We start from the raw sequence: 14,796 nt of genomic DNA on the forward strand, positions 1-14,796 counted from the left end.
TCAAAGCATAGCCAGTAGTTTTTCCTTCACTTTTTCTGTCAGAGATTCATCCCGGCAAATTATTAAACATGTATCATCGCCACAAATCGTTCCCAGAATTTCATCCCAACTAAGATGGTCCATTAATGACCCGACAGCTTGGGCATTTCCAGGTAATGTTTTCAAAATGATAAAATGTCCTGCACTGTCAATGCTAACAAATGCATCTGTTAACATGCGGTGAAGTTTCTGTTCCGTGTTGTACTTATGTACGGCTGGCAGGCTGTATTTATAACTACCGTCGGATAAAGGAACTTTAATTAAATGCATTTCTTTTATATCACGCGAAACGGTCGCTTGTGTCACAGCCACTCCAGCAGCTTTTAAGCTGTCTACAAGCTGGTCTTGCGTTTCTATTTCAAAGTTCGAGATAATATCCCGAATGCGAATTTGTCTATGCCCTTTATTCATGCCAATCACTCCCATACCCAATAATTATATTCTAATTTGTACTGTAACACCGAAATTTTTAAGCAACAAGTATATAGGAATGTCTCTTCGCTTCAGATAGGAAAAGTGCGCAAATAGATGCGCACTAGTGTAGCTCCTTGTAAGCCTCTTCAATAAGTTTATCAAAGTCAACTGCGTAAAAATTTGTCACTGGGTTTTCCTCAGAAGTTAAGTGAAATAGGAACTCAATATTCCCTTCGCCGCCAGTAACGGGCGAATATGAGATTCCACGGAGACTAAATCCTTCGTTTATGGATGCTTCAGCAATTTTTTTCAACACTTCTTGATGAACAGACTTTTCTCTGACAACGCCTTTTTTTCCTACTTTCCCTTTTCCTGCTTCAAATTGTGGCTTCACAAGTACCATAACGTCACCGCCATCAGCAATGATTCGTTTCAAAGCGGGTAGGATAAGTGTTAATGATATAAAAGAAACATCGATAGTAGCAAATTGCGGTATCCCTTGGGTGAACAGATCCGGCGTTGCATGCCTGAAATTTGTTCTCTCCATAACCGTTACACGTGGGTCTTGACGTATCTTCCACGCAAGTTGATTGTAACCAACATCAAGTGCGTAGCAATGTGCAGCACCGTTTTGAAGTGCACAATCTGTAAAACCACCCGTCGATGATCCGATGTCAAGTATAATTTTATCCAATACATCGACATCGAACTGCTCAAGTGCTTTTTCAAGTTTTAATCCGCCTCGGCTCACATATTTCAATTTCGAGCCTTTGACCACAAGTGGGGCGTCAATTGCAATTTTTTCACCTGGTTTATCTAATCTAGTTTCAGCAGAAAAGACGATGCCCGCCATAATCGAGCGCTTTGCCTGTTCCCTTGTTTCGAAGAGACCACGCTCAACTAATAGTACGTCAACCCGCTCTTTTGTTGTACGATTTGTCATACTTGTTCCCTTTCCACTCCACACTCTTTGACGAAGTTTAACATATTATCAACCAGATGATCAGTTGTCATACCGATTTCAGCAAGCAATTCATCAACGTTACCGTGTTCAATGAATTGGTCTGGAATACCCATCCGTCGAATCGGTACGCCAGTTTGTTGTGTGTCATGAGCATATTCAATAACAGCACTTCCGAAACCGCCCGCAAGGACAGCTTCTTCAACTGTCATAATTGGTATACCAGTAGCAAAAAGACCATCCAGCATTACATTATCAAGCGGTTTGATGAATCTCGCGTTAATAACTTTCACATGGATTCCTTTGGTGAATAACAATTCGGCCGCTTCGAGCGCCATCGGAATTGAGGTACCGAATGTCAATATAGCTGCATCATGTCCTTCACGTAATACTTCCCACGTACCGATAGGGATTGGACGTAGTGTTTCATCCATTAATACGCCGTGACCATTTCCTCTTGGATAACGCATTACAATTGGGCCTTCGTCATAATCAATAGCGGTTTTTACCATATGCTGTCCTTCGTTTTCATCTTTTGGCATCATAATAACCAAGTTTGGCATATGTCTAAGGAAAGCAATATCGAAGACACCCTGATGCGTTTCACCATCCGCACCAACAAGACCTGCACGGTCAATTCCGATAAAGACGTTCAGATTCTGCCTTGAAATATCATGAAGTACCTGGTCATAAGCTCGTTGCATGAATGTCGAATAAATTGCTAGAAATGGCTTCATGCCTTGTGTAGCGAGACCTGCCGCCATTGTTGTTGCATGTTGTTCAGCAATGCCGACATCGAAGAATCGATCTGGAAATTCTGCAGCAAACGATTCCAATTTCGAGCCAACAGGCATCGCTGGTGTTATTGTAACGATACGTCTGTCTTCACGAGCAATGTTCCGAACTGTTTCTGCTACTAATCCGCTCCATGAAGGTGCAATTGAGGCAGATTTTACAAAATCACCTGTTTCAATTTTATACGGACCAGTACCATGCCATGTACCGATTTTATCATCTTCAGCTGGACTATATCCCTTGCCTTTTTTCGTAATAACGTGAAGTAGTACTGGCCCTTCCATTTTCTTCGCATATTGAATATTGCGTTCAAGGTCATTGAAATCATGTCCATCAATCGGACCAAGATATGTGAAACCGAGTTCTTCAAAAAAGACTCCAGAGACGAGTAGGTATTTCAGACTATCTTTAACTCGCTCCGCAGCTGCAGCAAGTTTACCACCAACAGCGGGAATTTTCTTCAGTATATATTCCAACTCATCTTTTGCTGAGTTATATTTGCCCGCAGTCCTCAATTTCCCAAGGACCGTATGAAGTGCACCGACATTCGGCGCAATTGACATTTCGTTGTCATTTAAAATAACAATCATATTGGTTTTTGAATCTCCAATATGATTTAGCGCTTCAAGTGCCATTCCACCTGTCAGCGCACCATCACCGATGACTGGTATCACATAATTCGATTCACCTTTTACGTCCCTCGCTGCTGCCATTCCCATAGCCGCAGAAAGCGAAGTAGAACTGTGACCTGTTTCCCACACATCATGCTCGCTCTCAATCATTTTTGGGAATCCGCATAGGCCTTTGTATTGCCGAAGTGTGTCGAAATCGCATGCGCGTCCAGTTAGTATTTTATGAACATACGCCTGATGGCCGACATCCCAAATTATTTTATCATTTGGACTATCAAATAACCGATGCAACATAATCGTTAGTTCGACAACTCCAAGATTCGGACCGATATGACCACCGGTAACAGATAGCTTTTCAATTAGAAACTTCCGGATTTCTCCCGCTAATTCTGTCAACTGTTCTTTGTTGAGTTTTTTTATAAAAGATGGACTAGTAATTTCAGTGAGTTCCATCATCATCACACACCTTCACAAATTAATTGCCTCGAATGTTACTGCTAAGAACCCATTATATCAAGTAAGACGTCCAGTACAACAATTACGGTCATTTCAAGATTTTCTTTCGACGATATAATCTGCGAATAATCCGAGAAGTGGTTGATCTACTTTCAAAAATGAAAGAGATTGTTTTGCTACCTGATGGTGTTCAGCAAGTCGTACAATAGCACCATCCAAACCGAGCAATGACGGATATGTCGACTTATCACTTATCGTGTCGCTACCCGCAGTCTTCCCTAGTTCTTCTGTCGTAGAAGTAACATCTAAAATATCGTCCTGTATTTGAAAAGCAAGGCCTATGTTAAATGCATACTTTTTCAATTGTGCTGATTTTTCACCAGATAATCCTGCAAGTATTGCCCCAGCTTCAATGCAAAATGACAACAAAGCACCCGTTTTGTTGATATGAATGGTTTCGAGTTCGGATATAGATAAAGCTTTTTTCTCCCCTTCAATATCAAGCACTTGACCGCCGACCATACCTCTTGCTCCAGATGCATCCGAAAGTAAACGGACGATTTGAAGAGCGTTTTCGGCACTCGTAACTGTAAGACGAGATAGACTTCCAAACGCAAGGGCCTGAAGCGCATCTCCTGCAAGAACTGCTACAGCCTCCCCGTAAACAACATGATTCGTCGGTTTTCCACGTCTGAAATCATCATTATCCATGCACGGTAAATCATCATGGATTAGGGAATAAGTATGTAACAATTCAACTGCGCATGCAACCGTCAAAGCATCTTCTGATTTGGCGCCTAAATCTTCTAGCGTGGCTAGGACGAGGAGTGGCCGGATTCGTTTCCCGCCGGCATTAATTGAATAGGCCATCGAGGATTTTAAAGTTTCTGATACTGTCATTGAGTCAATCATAATATTTAGCTTACCTTCAATAACCGGGAGCTTATCTGTGATAAATTGTTGTAGTTTCTCATTCATTTGAATCGCTTCCTTTTGCCGGATTGAATTCCGTTTCGTTTCCATCTTTGTCAATAATAGAGATTAGTTGTTTTTCAGCATCCTGTAGTTTACCATGGCAAAAACCAGAAAGCTCCATTCCTCTTTTATACAGTGTGATGGCATCTTCAAGGGGTACATCGCCTGTCTCGAGTTTCTGGACCACCTCTTCTAATTTCAACATCGCTTCTTCAAAGCGGATTGACTCTTTTTCCAATTATATTTCCTCCCCATCGCTTATCTTAATTGATTGGATTGTCGCTTCCGCTGTACCATCATGCAAACGAATCCGAATTTCTTTCCCAACTTCCAGTAATTCAGCAGAATTGATGACCTCGCTGTTTTTATAAACAATTGAATAGCCTCGTTCCATAATCGTTAGTGGATTCAGCGCCTGCAACATTCGTACAGATGCGTGAAAACGCTCACTTCTCATGCGTAGGTCTTGTTGTACACTTCTTGTGAGACGTTCTGTTACTACCGTTATGTCTCGATAACCTTCTTTAATTCGCTGATCCGGGGAATAAGTGGAAAGCAGGGCACTTAATCTTTGGTATCGCGATGTTCGAGAGCTTGTTATATCGTTACCACTTCTAAGCAGTCTTCCTTCAAACCCAATCAATCTCTCAGTAAACGGACGATATAATCGTTCTGGAAATTGAAGTGGATAGGAATTTTGTAAACTTGTTAAACGTTTGCGCTCATTTTTGATTTGATTGGATAAGGAATTATAAATTGACCTCTTACGATCCAATAGCCTTTCAAACAACTCTTCTCGCGCCGGTACGGCCATCTCGGCAGCCGCAGTTGGGGTAGGTGCCCTTTTGTCCGACACGAAGTCAGCAATTGTTGTATCCGTCTCATGTCCAACAGCACTAATAACCGGTAAACGGCAAGAAAATATTGCCCGTGCAACTGACTCTTCATTGAATGCCCATAAATCTTCAATTGAACCGCCGCCTCTTCCCACGATAAGGACATCGAGAGAACCATAATTATCCGCTTGTTGAATTGATTTGATGATGGAAGGCGCCGCTTGCGGCCCTTGTACTACCGCGGGAAATAATATGATTTCAGCAAGCGGATAACGCCGTTCAATTGTGGAGCAGATATCTTGAATCGCTGCGCCTGTTTGGGCCGTAACCACACCGATTTTATTTGGATAGAGTGGAAGTGGTTTTTTCCATCTTGCATCGAAAAGACCTTCTTTACCTAGGTTTTCTTTCAATTGTTCAAAAGCAAGATATAATGCTCCGATGCCATCAGGTTGCATGGATTGTACATACAATTGATAATTTCCGCTCGTTTCAAAAACAGTTACGTCACCCGTAATGAGAACATTCATACCGTTTTCAGGTTTGAACTTAAGTCCAGCTGCGCTAGAACGGAACATCGCTGACTGAATTCGGCTTTTTTCGTCTTTTAAAGTAAAGTAGATATGACCGCTCGGATGGCTTTTAACATTCGATAGTTCTCCTTTGACAAAGACATTTCGCAAATGAGGGTCTGCATCAAACTTTCGTTTAATATATTTTGTTAATGCTTGTACAGACAAGTGTGGATCTCCGGCCAACAGTCCCGCCTCCCCGATTATTGACGTATAGAGACGCTGTCTTTTCGATGAAAAACAGCGTCCGTCCGGTTTTTTATTATTTTTGTGAGTGTCTACCTTCTTCATATGCTTTTTCAGCACTGTGAAGAGTGTTTTTTAGAAGCATGGTAATTGTCATTGGACCTACTCCGCCAGGTACCGGTGTTATAGCAGAAGCTTTCGTTATTGCTGATTCAAAATCGACATCTCCGCAAAGTTTTCCGTTCTCATCACGGTTCATGCCTACATCAATAACGACAGCACCGTCTTTTATATGCTCTTCTGTAATGAATTTTGTCTTTCCAATTGCGACGATTAGAATATCCGCCTGTTTTGTAAAGGATGCTAAATCCTTTGTTTTGGAATGGCAGTATGTGACTGTGGCGTCGCGTTGCAACAGTAATTGACCCATCGGTTTCCCCACTATATTGCTACGTCCAACAATAACTGCATGCTTGCCGCTAATTTCAGTGCCTGTCCGCTCAAGAAGTTTAATGATCCCGTATGGTGTGCATGACAGGAATGCTTTTTGACCAATTATCATTTTCCCAACATTTTCCGGGTGGAATCCATCGACGTCCTTTGTAGGATCGATGGCACGAATAACGAGGTTCTCATCGATATGGTCAGGTAATGGTAATTGAACGAGGATGCCATGAATTGAATTATCATTATTTAATCTAATAACGTGATTAAGTAACTCCTCTTCGGATACCGTAGCGGGAAGTTCAATTAATTCCGATTTCATGCCCGCTTCCAGACTCGATTTCTGTTTGTTTCTAACGTATGTACGGGAAGCTTGGTTTTCACCGACTAAGACTACCGCTAGGCCTGGCTGACAGCCATTTGCCCTAAGCGTAGTTACTCTGTGCTTTATTTCTTCCCTGATTTCCTTACCAATTGCTGTTCCATCAATCCGTTTGTCAGTCATCATGGTTCCTCCAAACAATCCAATTATTTTTCTTCGAATTTCGATAGTACGCCATTTACAAATCGGCCTGATTTTTCATCGCCAAATGTTTTACAAAGTTCGATTGCTTCATTTATTACAACCCTGTGTGGTACTTCTTTATTGTATAGCAGTTCATAGACAGCGATTCGTAAAACGGTCCGTTCGATTTTAGGGAGGCGGTCCAAAGACCAATTTTCCAGCTTTTCGGTAAGGACTTCATCAATCTCTTCCTTATTCTCTACAGTACCACGAACAATTTGTTCATAAAACCGGTTCACCGGCTCTTCAATAATATAAGTGATTGCCTCATTTATACTCAGTTCTGTATTATCAAGCTGAAAAAGTGTTTGTACAGCTTTTTCGCGTGCTTCTCGTCGTTTCATAATATTATTCTCCTCCACTACCGTATCTCTAGGGCATTATCATAGCATAAGTTGGTTGTCCAGATACAGTAAGACAATTTGAAAAGCATCATCCGATAGAATGATGCTTTTCAGATCATACGGTTTCGGTTCCAGCTTCAATCTGAATCCCTGTAATATGAACATTGACTTCTGTTGTTTCAAGGGATGTCATGTGGAATATTGCATGACGTATTTGTTTTTGGATTTCCAATGCGATTGCGGGTAAAGAATATCCATACTCGACAACACAATGAACATCGATCATCAAACCTTGTTCAGTCCATTCCGTTTTGACTCCCTTACCATGATTCACTTTTCCAAACTTCTCCGCAACACCTGTTGCAAAGTTTCCTCTTGTGTATGCAACGCCTTTTATTTCTGTCGTCGCAATACCAATAATTACTTCAAGAACTTCAGGAGCAAGATGGACGTGTCCAAGTTCACTGCTTCCCGATGGAGCCAATCCAACCAATGTTGGAATTGTTTTATCAGACATCCAGATTCTCCTCTCCGTTAGTTCATAATTGTGTACTTTTCAAGGAATTTTGTATCAAAATCGCCAGACTTGAAAACTTCGTTATCCATAAGGTTCAAATGGAATGGGATGGTTGTATCTACGCCTTCGATGATGAATTCATCAAGTGCCCGTTTCATCCTTGCTACAGCTTCCTCCCTAGTGTCGGCATGAACAATCAGCTTTGCAACCATAGAATCGTAAAATGGTGGAATGGAATAACCTGTATACATCGCCGAGTCTACCCGAACACCAAAACCGCCCGGAGGCATATACATCGTAACCTTACCTGGTGAGGGCATAAAGTTTTTCGATGGGTTTTCTGCATTAATACGACACTCAATAGACCAGCCGTTGATTTTAATATCAGTTTGACGATAGCCCAATTTTTCACCTGATGCAATTTTAAGTTGTTGCTGAACTAAATCGATACCCGTAATCATTTCTGTTATCGTATGTTCTACTTGGATACGGGTGTTCATTTCCATGAAATAGAACTTTTGATTGATATGATCAAAAATAAATTCAACCGTACCTGCACCTCTATAATTCACGGCTTCCGCCGCTTTGACAGCTGCTTCCCCTAAAGAGTGACGAAGTTCAGGTGTCAGCGCTGGTGAAGGTGCTTCTTCTAATAACTTCTGCATTCTTCGCTGAATGGAACAATCCCGCTCACCTAGATGAATCGTGTTACCGTATTTGTCGGCTAGTATCTGAACTTCAACATGACGGAAAACTTCAATGAATTTTTCAAGATAGACACCTGGATTACCGAAAGCAGCAGCAGCTTCTTTTTGTGTAATTTTGATTCCACTTACCAGCTCTTCAGCATCCCTCGCAACACGAATCCCTTTACCGCCTCCGCCTGCCGTTGCTTTGATGATGACCGGAAAACCAATTTCTTCAGCGATACGGAGGCCTTCTTGCTCATCAGCTACGATTCCCGTTGAACCTGGAACAATCGGAACGCCAGCACTCTTCATAGTTTCACGAGCTACGTCTTTCGTTCCCATCCTCGAAATTGAATCTGCGGTCGGACCTATAAATTCGATATTGACCTCTTCACAAAGTTCCGCGAAACTTGCATTTTCCGCCAGGAAACCATATCCCGGGTGAATGCCATCACATCCGGTAAGTTTTGCGACACTAATAATATTGGAAAAGTTAAGATAACTGTCTTTAGATAACTTTGGACCGATGCAATAAGCTTCATCAGCCAATTCAACATGCAGAGCATCCTGATCAGCTTCAGAATAAACTGCAACTGTCTTCATGCCAAGCTCTTTACAAGCTCGGATTATACGAACTGCAATTTCACCACGGTTTGCAATCAACACTTTCTTCATACGTTACTCCCCCTTCAATTAGCTTTTACGAGGAAGAGGGGCTGGCCATATTCTACGAGTTGCCCGTCTTTTACGAGAATCTCAACAATTTCCCCAGAAACTTCCGCTTCAATTTCATTGAATAACTTCATTGCTTCTACGATACAAACGATTGATTCAGCTTTCACCTTATCGCCAATCTGTACATACGCCGGTACTTCCGGTGAAGATGCAGAATAGAAAGTACCAACCATTGGTGAAATAACTTTGGTCAATGATGAATCGTCCGATTGTGTTGCAACTTCAGAAGTAGTTGGCGACTCCTCTGGAAGTAAACTTACCTCTACTACTGGTTGCGCCGGTTTTTCAGCAACTACTTGCTGAGCAGGTTGTGCTGCTTCAACTACTGAAGTGGAATGCTTAGTACTTCCTTTTTTTAATTCCAGTTTTGCACCATCTAATTCATAAGAAAATTTTTCAATTGAAGATTGATCAATTAGTTTAATAATTTCACGGATTTCTTGAATTTTTAGCATGATCGATTCTCCTGACTCCATTTTAATACGTTCTATATCTATTTTAGACGTTTTCACGTCATATTGAAATAGATAAAGGTCATTTCCCTCAAAGTTTGAGGGAAATGATCAAAAGCTGAAGTCATCTTCCAGCTACGAAAAAGATTAATTGGAACACAGAGAGTGCCTGGAAACGCACAGTTATGCGGCATTGTATATTGATTTAGCAAAAAAAAAGACCCTATCCAGGGCCTTCAATTTGTTAGGTTATTCCGAGTCGCCAGTGAAAGAAACTTGAACGACCCTGGCATCTTTCCAACTTGTCATGACGAAATGGGTAATCTCTTCTGCCATTTGTGCTGATTGACCTTCCGAAGAAAGGACAGTGATTTTTACATCACCATCTTGATTGTGTACGAATGCTTCAGGATACCCCAACGCTTTAATTTGTAATTCCATGAGCGCTTCGGCTGATTCTTGTTTATTAAGCATGGCCATCTCATCGAACACTTTGTTTTTTTCCTCTGCCGTATACTCTGAAGATGTCATTTTAGTCAATAACTGATCTTCCATTTTACTTCGCTCATTGCGAACTTCCATCCGCATTTCCTCAAAGAGCAACGCTTCAGCAAATACGGGCGTCGTTTTATCTGTACCATCAGCTTCCTCGTTCAAATTAATAGCTTTGTCCGAGTCCTTAAAAATGGTGATCCCGTCGAACGGCATCGGCGCTTTTTCTTTGATGTAATAGATCGAGATGACTGCAACCAGGCTTAGCAATGTCAAAAACCATACTGTTCTTTTATTCGTTTTCATTAGTGTTCCCCCTTTTCTCCATTTCAACGATGACGATTCGGTATTCGGGTAGCTGAAGTACAGTAGACAAGATCTTGGATAGTTCGTTTTTCATCTTGAAATCTTCCGCGCCTTCTGCAACGACTAGAATGCCTTGCAACTGATTTCCTTTTGTAGTCGATGCTTTGGATATTGAAAAGTAATCGGATAGCGGATTTGCAGATTCTCCACCTTCATAATGGGGGTAGAGTAAAACTTCCCCTATTCCCTCAGTTCTCATAAGCGCCTCTTCTAATGCAGCATATTCCCGGCTCTCCTCCTTTTTTTCCTTCCCCCCCCCGATGACATCAAGACTGGAATTGATGAAAATGATGACCAGGAGAACAATCGTCCCGAGGAGGACAGTATGGATTTTCCTTTTTGGTTTTTGCATATCATCACCATTTCCGTTCATTGAGCCGGTTGTACGACCTGTCATCAATGATTCATTTTATGCAGTTTCACGAGAGGCTATGACCAATTATTGTGAAGATTGATTGAATCATCCAGATACCAATTGCAAGTTTAATAATGGGTATGAATTTCTCTTCTGTTTCGTTTGAAAATAATAACAAGATTGTTGCAGATAATAGTGTGATCAGCAGAATTCCAGTTAAAAAGACTCCATTTCCAGCCTCATTTCATCGTAGTAATCAACTTTACAAGGATAATTGAAAATAGTGCCGTGTAGATAAATGCAAAAGCAATAAGAAAAGAGATTGCACATAACACGAATAACGTCCGCCCGATATCATCCAAAATACCCGTGATATCTTCATTTGCAAATGGTTCAATGAGAGCCGCAGTCCATCTATAAAAGAATGCGGTGATTAATGTTTTGAATGACGGAATAAGCGCCACTGTCCAAATTGCAGATATTAGCCATCCTCCTGCAAAAACACTTGCTCCCGATGAATAGCGGCCGATTGTCCCCATACTATCAGTCATGAAAGAGCCGATAAGTGGAACGTTTTGACGAATGAGTTCTTTAATAGGCTCACTCGTCAAACCCGTAAGCGCCCAAGACATCGTGCCTCCCACCGTGATAAAAATTGAATAAGCTGCTACTACTGCCGATACCGCTCCTAGAAGGCTCGTCCGAATTAAATCCGCCATTTTTGTAAAAGGAACGGGTGGAAGTATTCTGGAAACTAAATCTAATATCAATGCTGCAGTCAAAAGAGGAATCAGAACACGTTCTGTCAAAACGATTGCACCATTTGCAAACAGTAGCATTGCCGGTTGGAAATTTAGCATGCTGAATGCTCCGCCTGTAGCGATCATACTGGCTGTCAAAATCGGATAAATGGAAATGAACATCATTGATATGGAATGCGCAATATCCCGAATTAGATTTAAATGTTCAAATGCTGGCTGCAAAGCTACCGTTATTACAATGAATATGAGAATCATCCTCGTCCATTTCGTAAACGTAGGGAATAGGAAATCTACTAGCAAAGCCATAAATGCAGAGATGATGACGATGACAAAGCTTGATAATACGGTTCCGAGTAGCGTTTCTATAAAAGAGATCATGGATGGCCCCGTCCGTTCATTTTGTGATGAGTTTTAATAGTAAATCTATTAGTTTGGATGTCTGTTCCATCCAAAGAGTAAGTATTGCAATCTTTACGGCGAAATGAGCGATTGCCGCTAATGAACCGTAACCTGCTTCAGCGATATGTTTTGCAATGAGCTCAGATAATAAAAAGAGAATGGCGCTGCCAATCAGTAACTTTGCAAATGGTTCCGGTAACGGTTCAAAAAGAGTTAAAAAGTAGATGACGAATGGGAAAACAATGGTGAGAAATATATGAAATAAAAAATAGAGAAAAATAGATGTATACAACAACGGCTGTAATTTGGGTACAGTAAATGAAATGAGGAGGAGAATTAGGAAGACGACAATGGTCTGAACTAAAGTCAGCATCAGACCGACATGGACAACCACTGGAAAAACTCCGTAATTTCCGAGAAGAAAATCCTTAGGAAGCGGAGCATTTCAGCAGTGATGTAAATATAAGCGATGAAAAACAAGAAGAAAGAAAATTCCTTTCTGCCAGTCTGCTCGAAAAAAATATGCAGAAAACCGATGACTAATCCGATACCGGCAACTCGTAGCAAATCATTTAGTTCCATCCGGTGTTCCCCCCATTGCAACATCCTATGTGCTAGAGGTTCAATATATGTAAAAAAGTCATGCCACCCATTTGGGTAGCATGACTTTTCCGATTCTTCGATTGACTTAGTATGTTTCTTTATGCTCTAGAAACGTATTCAGATTCTACTGTGTTGATGATTAGTTTGTCGCCGGTGTTGACGAAGAATGGCACTTGTACGACGACACCTGTTTCCATTTTAGCCGGCTTAGATCCACCGCTTGCTGTGTCGCCTTTAATACCTGGCTCCGTTTCAGCAACTTCTAAAACGACTGTTACCGGCAATTCAACGCCAAGTACCTCATCTTTAAAGAGAATAATATGAACTTCCATGTTCTCTTTCAAAAACTTCAATTCGTCTTCAATTTGTTTTTCAGGAAGTTCAATCTGCTCGTAAGATTCATTATCCATAAAGATATGTTCGTCTCCATTTGCGTACAAGTATTGCATACGGCGGTTATCGATTTGTGCTCTAGCAACTTTTTCTCCGGCACGGAATGTTTTTTCATTGACGTTACCTGAACGTAGGTTGCGCAGTTTTGAACGTACGAAAGCTGCACCTTTTCCTGGTTTTACGTGTTGGAAGTCCATTACACGCCAAATGTCTCCGTCAAATTCAATTGTTAATCCTGTTTTAAAATCGTTTACTGAAATCATAGTATTTCCTCCAATGGATGATAGATTATAAGATAAGTAGTTCTTTTGTTGAGTGCGTTAAACGTTCGTTGCCGTCAACGGTTATGATGATGTCATCTTCAATACGTACGCCGCCGATTCCAGGTAAATATATCCCAGGCTCTACAGTTACAGTCATATTGGGTTCCAGAATCAATTCAGATCGATAAGATAGTCCGGGTCCTTCATGAACTTCCAGACCTATACCATGTCCTGTAGAATGTCCAAATGCTTCGCCATAGCCCATAGACTTAATATAATCGCGAGCAATCGCATCCGCTTCTATTCCTGTCATACCCGGTTTAATCTCTTTTAAAGCAAGTTCTTGGGCATCTAAAGTCACTTCATAGATTTCTTTTAGTTTTGCTGAAGGCTCACCTACAGCAACAGTACGTGTAATGTCTGAAATATAACCTTCATACAAAGCACCGAAGTCTAACGTGACAAAGTCACCCGAATTGATTACTTTATTTGTTGCTACACCATGGGGCAATGCTCCGCGCAAACCGGAAGCAACAATAATAGAGAATGATGATGACGTAGCTCCTTGACTTCGCATGGAAAACTCCAGCTCATTCGATACTTCCAACTCTGTGAGACCCGGTTTGATAAAACCGCAAATATGTGTGAATGCGTTATCTGCAATCTTAGCCGCTTTTTTCAAAATGATAAGCTCATCTTCCGTTTTCACCATACGTAGTTTTTCAACAAGACCCGAGACTGGTTTCAGCTCCGCATCAACTTTTTCATTGTAAAGCTCATAAAGACCGAATGATACATTATCTTTTTCGAAACCGATAGTACGAAGTTTCATTTTTTTCGCCTGGATTGCTACTTCTTCTATGATTGTTGCCGTATGCTGGACGATACGGAAACCTTGAATCTCTTTTTCCGCCTGTTCCGTATAACGAAAATCTGTGATGAATACTGCATCATCAGCCGAGATTAGCGCAAGCCCAGCGGTACCTGTGAATCCTGTCATATAACGACGGTTGAATTCGTTTGTGATTAGCAGTGCATCAATGCCATGTTCGATTAACAGTTCCCGTATTTTTGTCAATTTCACAGTTTCATACCCCTTTTCTCCGGAGAAGAAATGCTTGAAAGGCCAGTTGATATCCGTCAGTGCCAAATCCAGTTAACTGACCGATACAGACCGGTGCAATGACAGACTTCTCTCTAAACGGCTCTCGGCTATGTATGTTTGATATATGGATCTCAATGACAGGCACATCGACAGATGCGATTGCATCACGTAGAGCAATGCTATAGTGTGTAAACGCTCCAGGATTAAAAATAATGCCATCAAGACTGGTGTCACCAGCTTCGTGGATCTTATCGACTAGTGCACCCTCCCAGTTCGATTGGAAGAATGATAGTTCAACATCATGGAGCGACGCAGCCTTGTCTAGTTTACTTTCAACATCTGCTAATGTTTCAGCACCATAAATACCTGGCTCCCTACTACCAAGCCTGTTTAGATTGGGTCCGTTTAGAATAAGTAACTTCACTGCCACACCATTCCCTTCACCGT

19 protein-coding genes are annotated in these 14,796 nt (G+C 41.4%); all 19 read right to left on the reverse strand.

The features are described from left to right. Positions 1-450, reverse strand: a complete 450-nt coding sequence (gene ahrC, locus AC25Y6_RS01855; RefSeq protein WP_482103086.1) for a transcriptional regulator AhrC/ArgR — start codon at positions 448-450, stop codon at positions 1-3. Positions 451-574: 124 nt separating this feature from the next. After that, a complete protein-coding gene (locus tag AC25Y6_RS01860) occupies positions 575-1,396 on the reverse strand; it encodes a TlyA family RNA methyltransferase (protein WP_488141895.1) in 822 nt (273 codons plus the stop codon). Then, on the reverse strand, positions 1,393-3,294 hold the full coding sequence (gene dxs, locus AC25Y6_RS01865; RefSeq protein WP_482105537.1) for a 1-deoxy-D-xylulose-5-phosphate synthase: 1,902 nt from the start codon (positions 3,292-3,294) through the stop codon (positions 1,393-1,395). Before dxs ends, AC25Y6_RS01860 begins: the two co-directional genes overlap by 4 nt. Positions 3,295-3,390: 96 nt before the next feature. Next, positions 3,391-4,275, reverse strand: coding sequence for a polyprenyl synthetase family protein (locus tag AC25Y6_RS01870; RefSeq protein WP_488141896.1), 885 nt, complete (start codon positions 4,273-4,275; stop codon positions 3,391-3,393). Beyond that, positions 4,268-4,510, reverse strand: coding sequence for an exodeoxyribonuclease VII small subunit (locus AC25Y6_RS01875; RefSeq protein ID WP_482103083.1), 243 nt, complete (start codon positions 4,508-4,510; stop codon positions 4,268-4,270). Before AC25Y6_RS01875 ends, AC25Y6_RS01870 begins: the two co-directional genes overlap by 8 nt. After that, positions 4,511-5,866 carry an exodeoxyribonuclease VII large subunit gene (xseA, locus tag AC25Y6_RS01880; protein WP_482103082.1) on the reverse strand — a complete coding sequence of 452 codons (1,356 nt, stop codon included), beginning with the start codon at positions 5,864-5,866 and terminating at the stop codon, positions 4,511-4,513. Between the two features lie 76 nt (positions 5,867-5,942). Beyond that, positions 5,943-6,815: a bifunctional methylenetetrahydrofolate dehydrogenase/methenyltetrahydrofolate cyclohydrolase FolD gene (gene folD / locus AC25Y6_RS01885; protein ID WP_482103081.1), complete on the reverse strand. Its 873-nt coding sequence runs from the start codon at positions 6,813-6,815 to the stop codon at positions 5,943-5,945. Between the two features lie 23 nt (positions 6,816-6,838). Further along, positions 6,839-7,219 carry a transcription antitermination factor NusB gene (nusB, locus tag AC25Y6_RS01890; protein ID WP_482103080.1) on the reverse strand — a complete coding sequence of 127 codons (381 nt, stop codon included), beginning with the start codon at positions 7,217-7,219 and terminating at the stop codon, positions 6,839-6,841. A 115-nt stretch (positions 7,220-7,334) separates the two neighbouring features. Further along, the gene (locus AC25Y6_RS01895) at positions 7,335-7,736 is read right to left on the reverse strand and encodes an Asp23/Gls24 family envelope stress response protein (RefSeq protein WP_482105521.1); all 402 of its coding nucleotides are present in this window, start codon (positions 7,734-7,736) and stop codon (positions 7,335-7,337) included. A gap of 17 nt (positions 7,737-7,753) precedes the next feature. Beyond that, positions 7,754-9,100 carry an acetyl-CoA carboxylase biotin carboxylase subunit gene (gene accC / locus AC25Y6_RS01900; RefSeq protein ID WP_488141897.1) on the reverse strand — a complete coding sequence of 449 codons (1,347 nt, stop codon included), beginning with the start codon at positions 9,098-9,100 and terminating at the stop codon, positions 7,754-7,756. Positions 9,101-9,114: 14 nt separating this feature from the next. Then, on the reverse strand, positions 9,115-9,615 hold the full coding sequence (gene accB / locus AC25Y6_RS01905; RefSeq protein WP_482103077.1) for an acetyl-CoA carboxylase biotin carboxyl carrier protein: 501 nt from the start codon (positions 9,613-9,615) through the stop codon (positions 9,115-9,117). A gap of 246 nt (positions 9,616-9,861) precedes the next feature. Beyond that, positions 9,862-10,410, reverse strand: coding sequence for a SpoIIIAH-like family protein (locus AC25Y6_RS01910; RefSeq protein WP_482103076.1), 549 nt, complete (start codon positions 10,408-10,410; stop codon positions 9,862-9,864). Next, positions 10,397-10,867 (reverse strand): hypothetical protein, encoded by a 471-nt coding sequence (locus AC25Y6_RS01915; RefSeq protein ID WP_482103075.1) that lies wholly within the window; start codon positions 10,865-10,867, stop codon positions 10,397-10,399. The genes AC25Y6_RS01910 and AC25Y6_RS01915 overlap by 14 nt, the downstream gene beginning before the upstream one ends. A gap of 197 nt (positions 10,868-11,064) precedes the next feature. Further along, positions 11,065-11,964: a stage III sporulation protein AE gene (locus tag AC25Y6_RS01920; RefSeq protein ID WP_482103074.1), complete on the reverse strand. Its 900-nt coding sequence runs from the start codon at positions 11,962-11,964 to the stop codon at positions 11,065-11,067. 16 nt (positions 11,965-11,980) lie between these two features. Continuing rightward, complete coding sequence (locus AC25Y6_RS01925) at positions 11,981-12,358, reverse strand: hypothetical protein (RefSeq protein ID WP_488141898.1); 378 nt, start codon at positions 12,356-12,358, stop codon at positions 11,981-11,983. Further along, entirely contained in the window at positions 12,358-12,567 is a 210-nt protein-coding gene (locus AC25Y6_RS01930) for a SpoIIIAC/SpoIIIAD family protein (protein WP_482103072.1), read from the reverse strand. The genes AC25Y6_RS01925 and AC25Y6_RS01930 overlap by 1 nt, the downstream gene beginning before the upstream one ends. 119 nt (positions 12,568-12,686) lie before the next feature. After that, on the reverse strand, positions 12,687-13,244 hold the full coding sequence (gene efp / locus AC25Y6_RS01935) for an elongation factor P (RefSeq protein ID WP_482103071.1): 558 nt from the start codon (positions 13,242-13,244) through the stop codon (positions 12,687-12,689). A 25-nt stretch (positions 13,245-13,269) separates the two neighbouring features. Next, positions 13,270-14,328, reverse strand: a complete 1,059-nt coding sequence (locus AC25Y6_RS01940) for a M24 family metallopeptidase (protein WP_488141899.1) — start codon at positions 14,326-14,328, stop codon at positions 13,270-13,272. 4 nt (positions 14,329-14,332) lie between these two features. Then, positions 14,333-14,773: a type II 3-dehydroquinate dehydratase gene (gene aroQ / locus AC25Y6_RS01945; RefSeq protein WP_482103122.1), complete on the reverse strand. Its 441-nt coding sequence runs from the start codon at positions 14,771-14,773 to the stop codon at positions 14,333-14,335. Positions 14,774-14,796 lie beyond the last annotated feature (23 nt).

Source organism: Sporosarcina sp. Y1004 (assembly GCF_057669665.1).

Coding starts and splice junctions, on each gene's coding strand:
- AC25Y6_RS01920 (WP_482103074.1), bottom strand. CDS start 11,964: ATGATCTCTTTTATAGAAACGCTACTCGGAACCGTATTATCAAGCTTT.
- dxs (WP_482105537.1), bottom strand. CDS start 3,294: ATGGAACTCACTGAAATTACTAGTCCATCTTTTATAAAAAAACTCAAC.
- folD (WP_482103081.1), bottom strand. CDS start 6,815: ATGACTGACAAACGGATTGATGGAACAGCAATTGGTAAGGAAATCAGG.
- AC25Y6_RS01925 (WP_488141898.1), bottom strand. CDS start 12,358: ATGCTGACTTTAGTTCAGACCATTGTCGTCTTCCTAATTCTCCTCCTC.
- AC25Y6_RS01895 (WP_482105521.1), bottom strand. CDS start 7,736: ATGTCTGATAAAACAATTCCAACATTGGTTGGATTGGCTCCATCGGGA.
- nusB (WP_482103080.1), bottom strand. CDS start 7,219: ATGAAACGACGAGAAGCACGCGAAAAAGCTGTACAAACACTTTTTCAG.
- AC25Y6_RS01870 (WP_488141896.1), bottom strand. CDS start 4,275: ATGAATGAGAAACTACAACAATTTATCACAGATAAGCTCCCGGTTATT.
- accC (WP_488141897.1), bottom strand. CDS start 9,100: ATGAAGAAAGTGTTGATTGCAAACCGTGGTGAAATTGCAGTTCGTATA.
- AC25Y6_RS01860 (WP_488141895.1), bottom strand. CDS start 1,396: ATGACAAATCGTACAACAAAAGAGCGGGTTGACGTACTATTAGTTGAG.
- ahrC (WP_482103086.1), bottom strand. CDS start 450: ATGAATAAAGGGCATAGACAAATTCGCATTCGGGATATTATCTCGAAC.
- AC25Y6_RS01915 (WP_482103075.1), bottom strand. CDS start 10,867: ATGACAGGTCGTACAACCGGCTCAATGAACGGAAATGGTGATGATATG.
- AC25Y6_RS01910 (WP_482103076.1), bottom strand. CDS start 10,410: ATGAAAACGAATAAAAGAACAGTATGGTTTTTGACATTGCTAAGCCTG.
- accB (WP_482103077.1), bottom strand. CDS start 9,615: ATGCTAAAAATTCAAGAAATCCGTGAAATTATTAAACTAATTGATCAA.
- efp (WP_482103071.1), bottom strand. CDS start 13,244: ATGATTTCAGTAAACGATTTTAAAACAGGATTAACAATTGAATTTGAC.
- AC25Y6_RS01930 (WP_482103072.1), bottom strand. CDS start 12,567: ATGGAACTAAATGATTTGCTACGAGTTGCCGGTATCGGATTAGTCATC.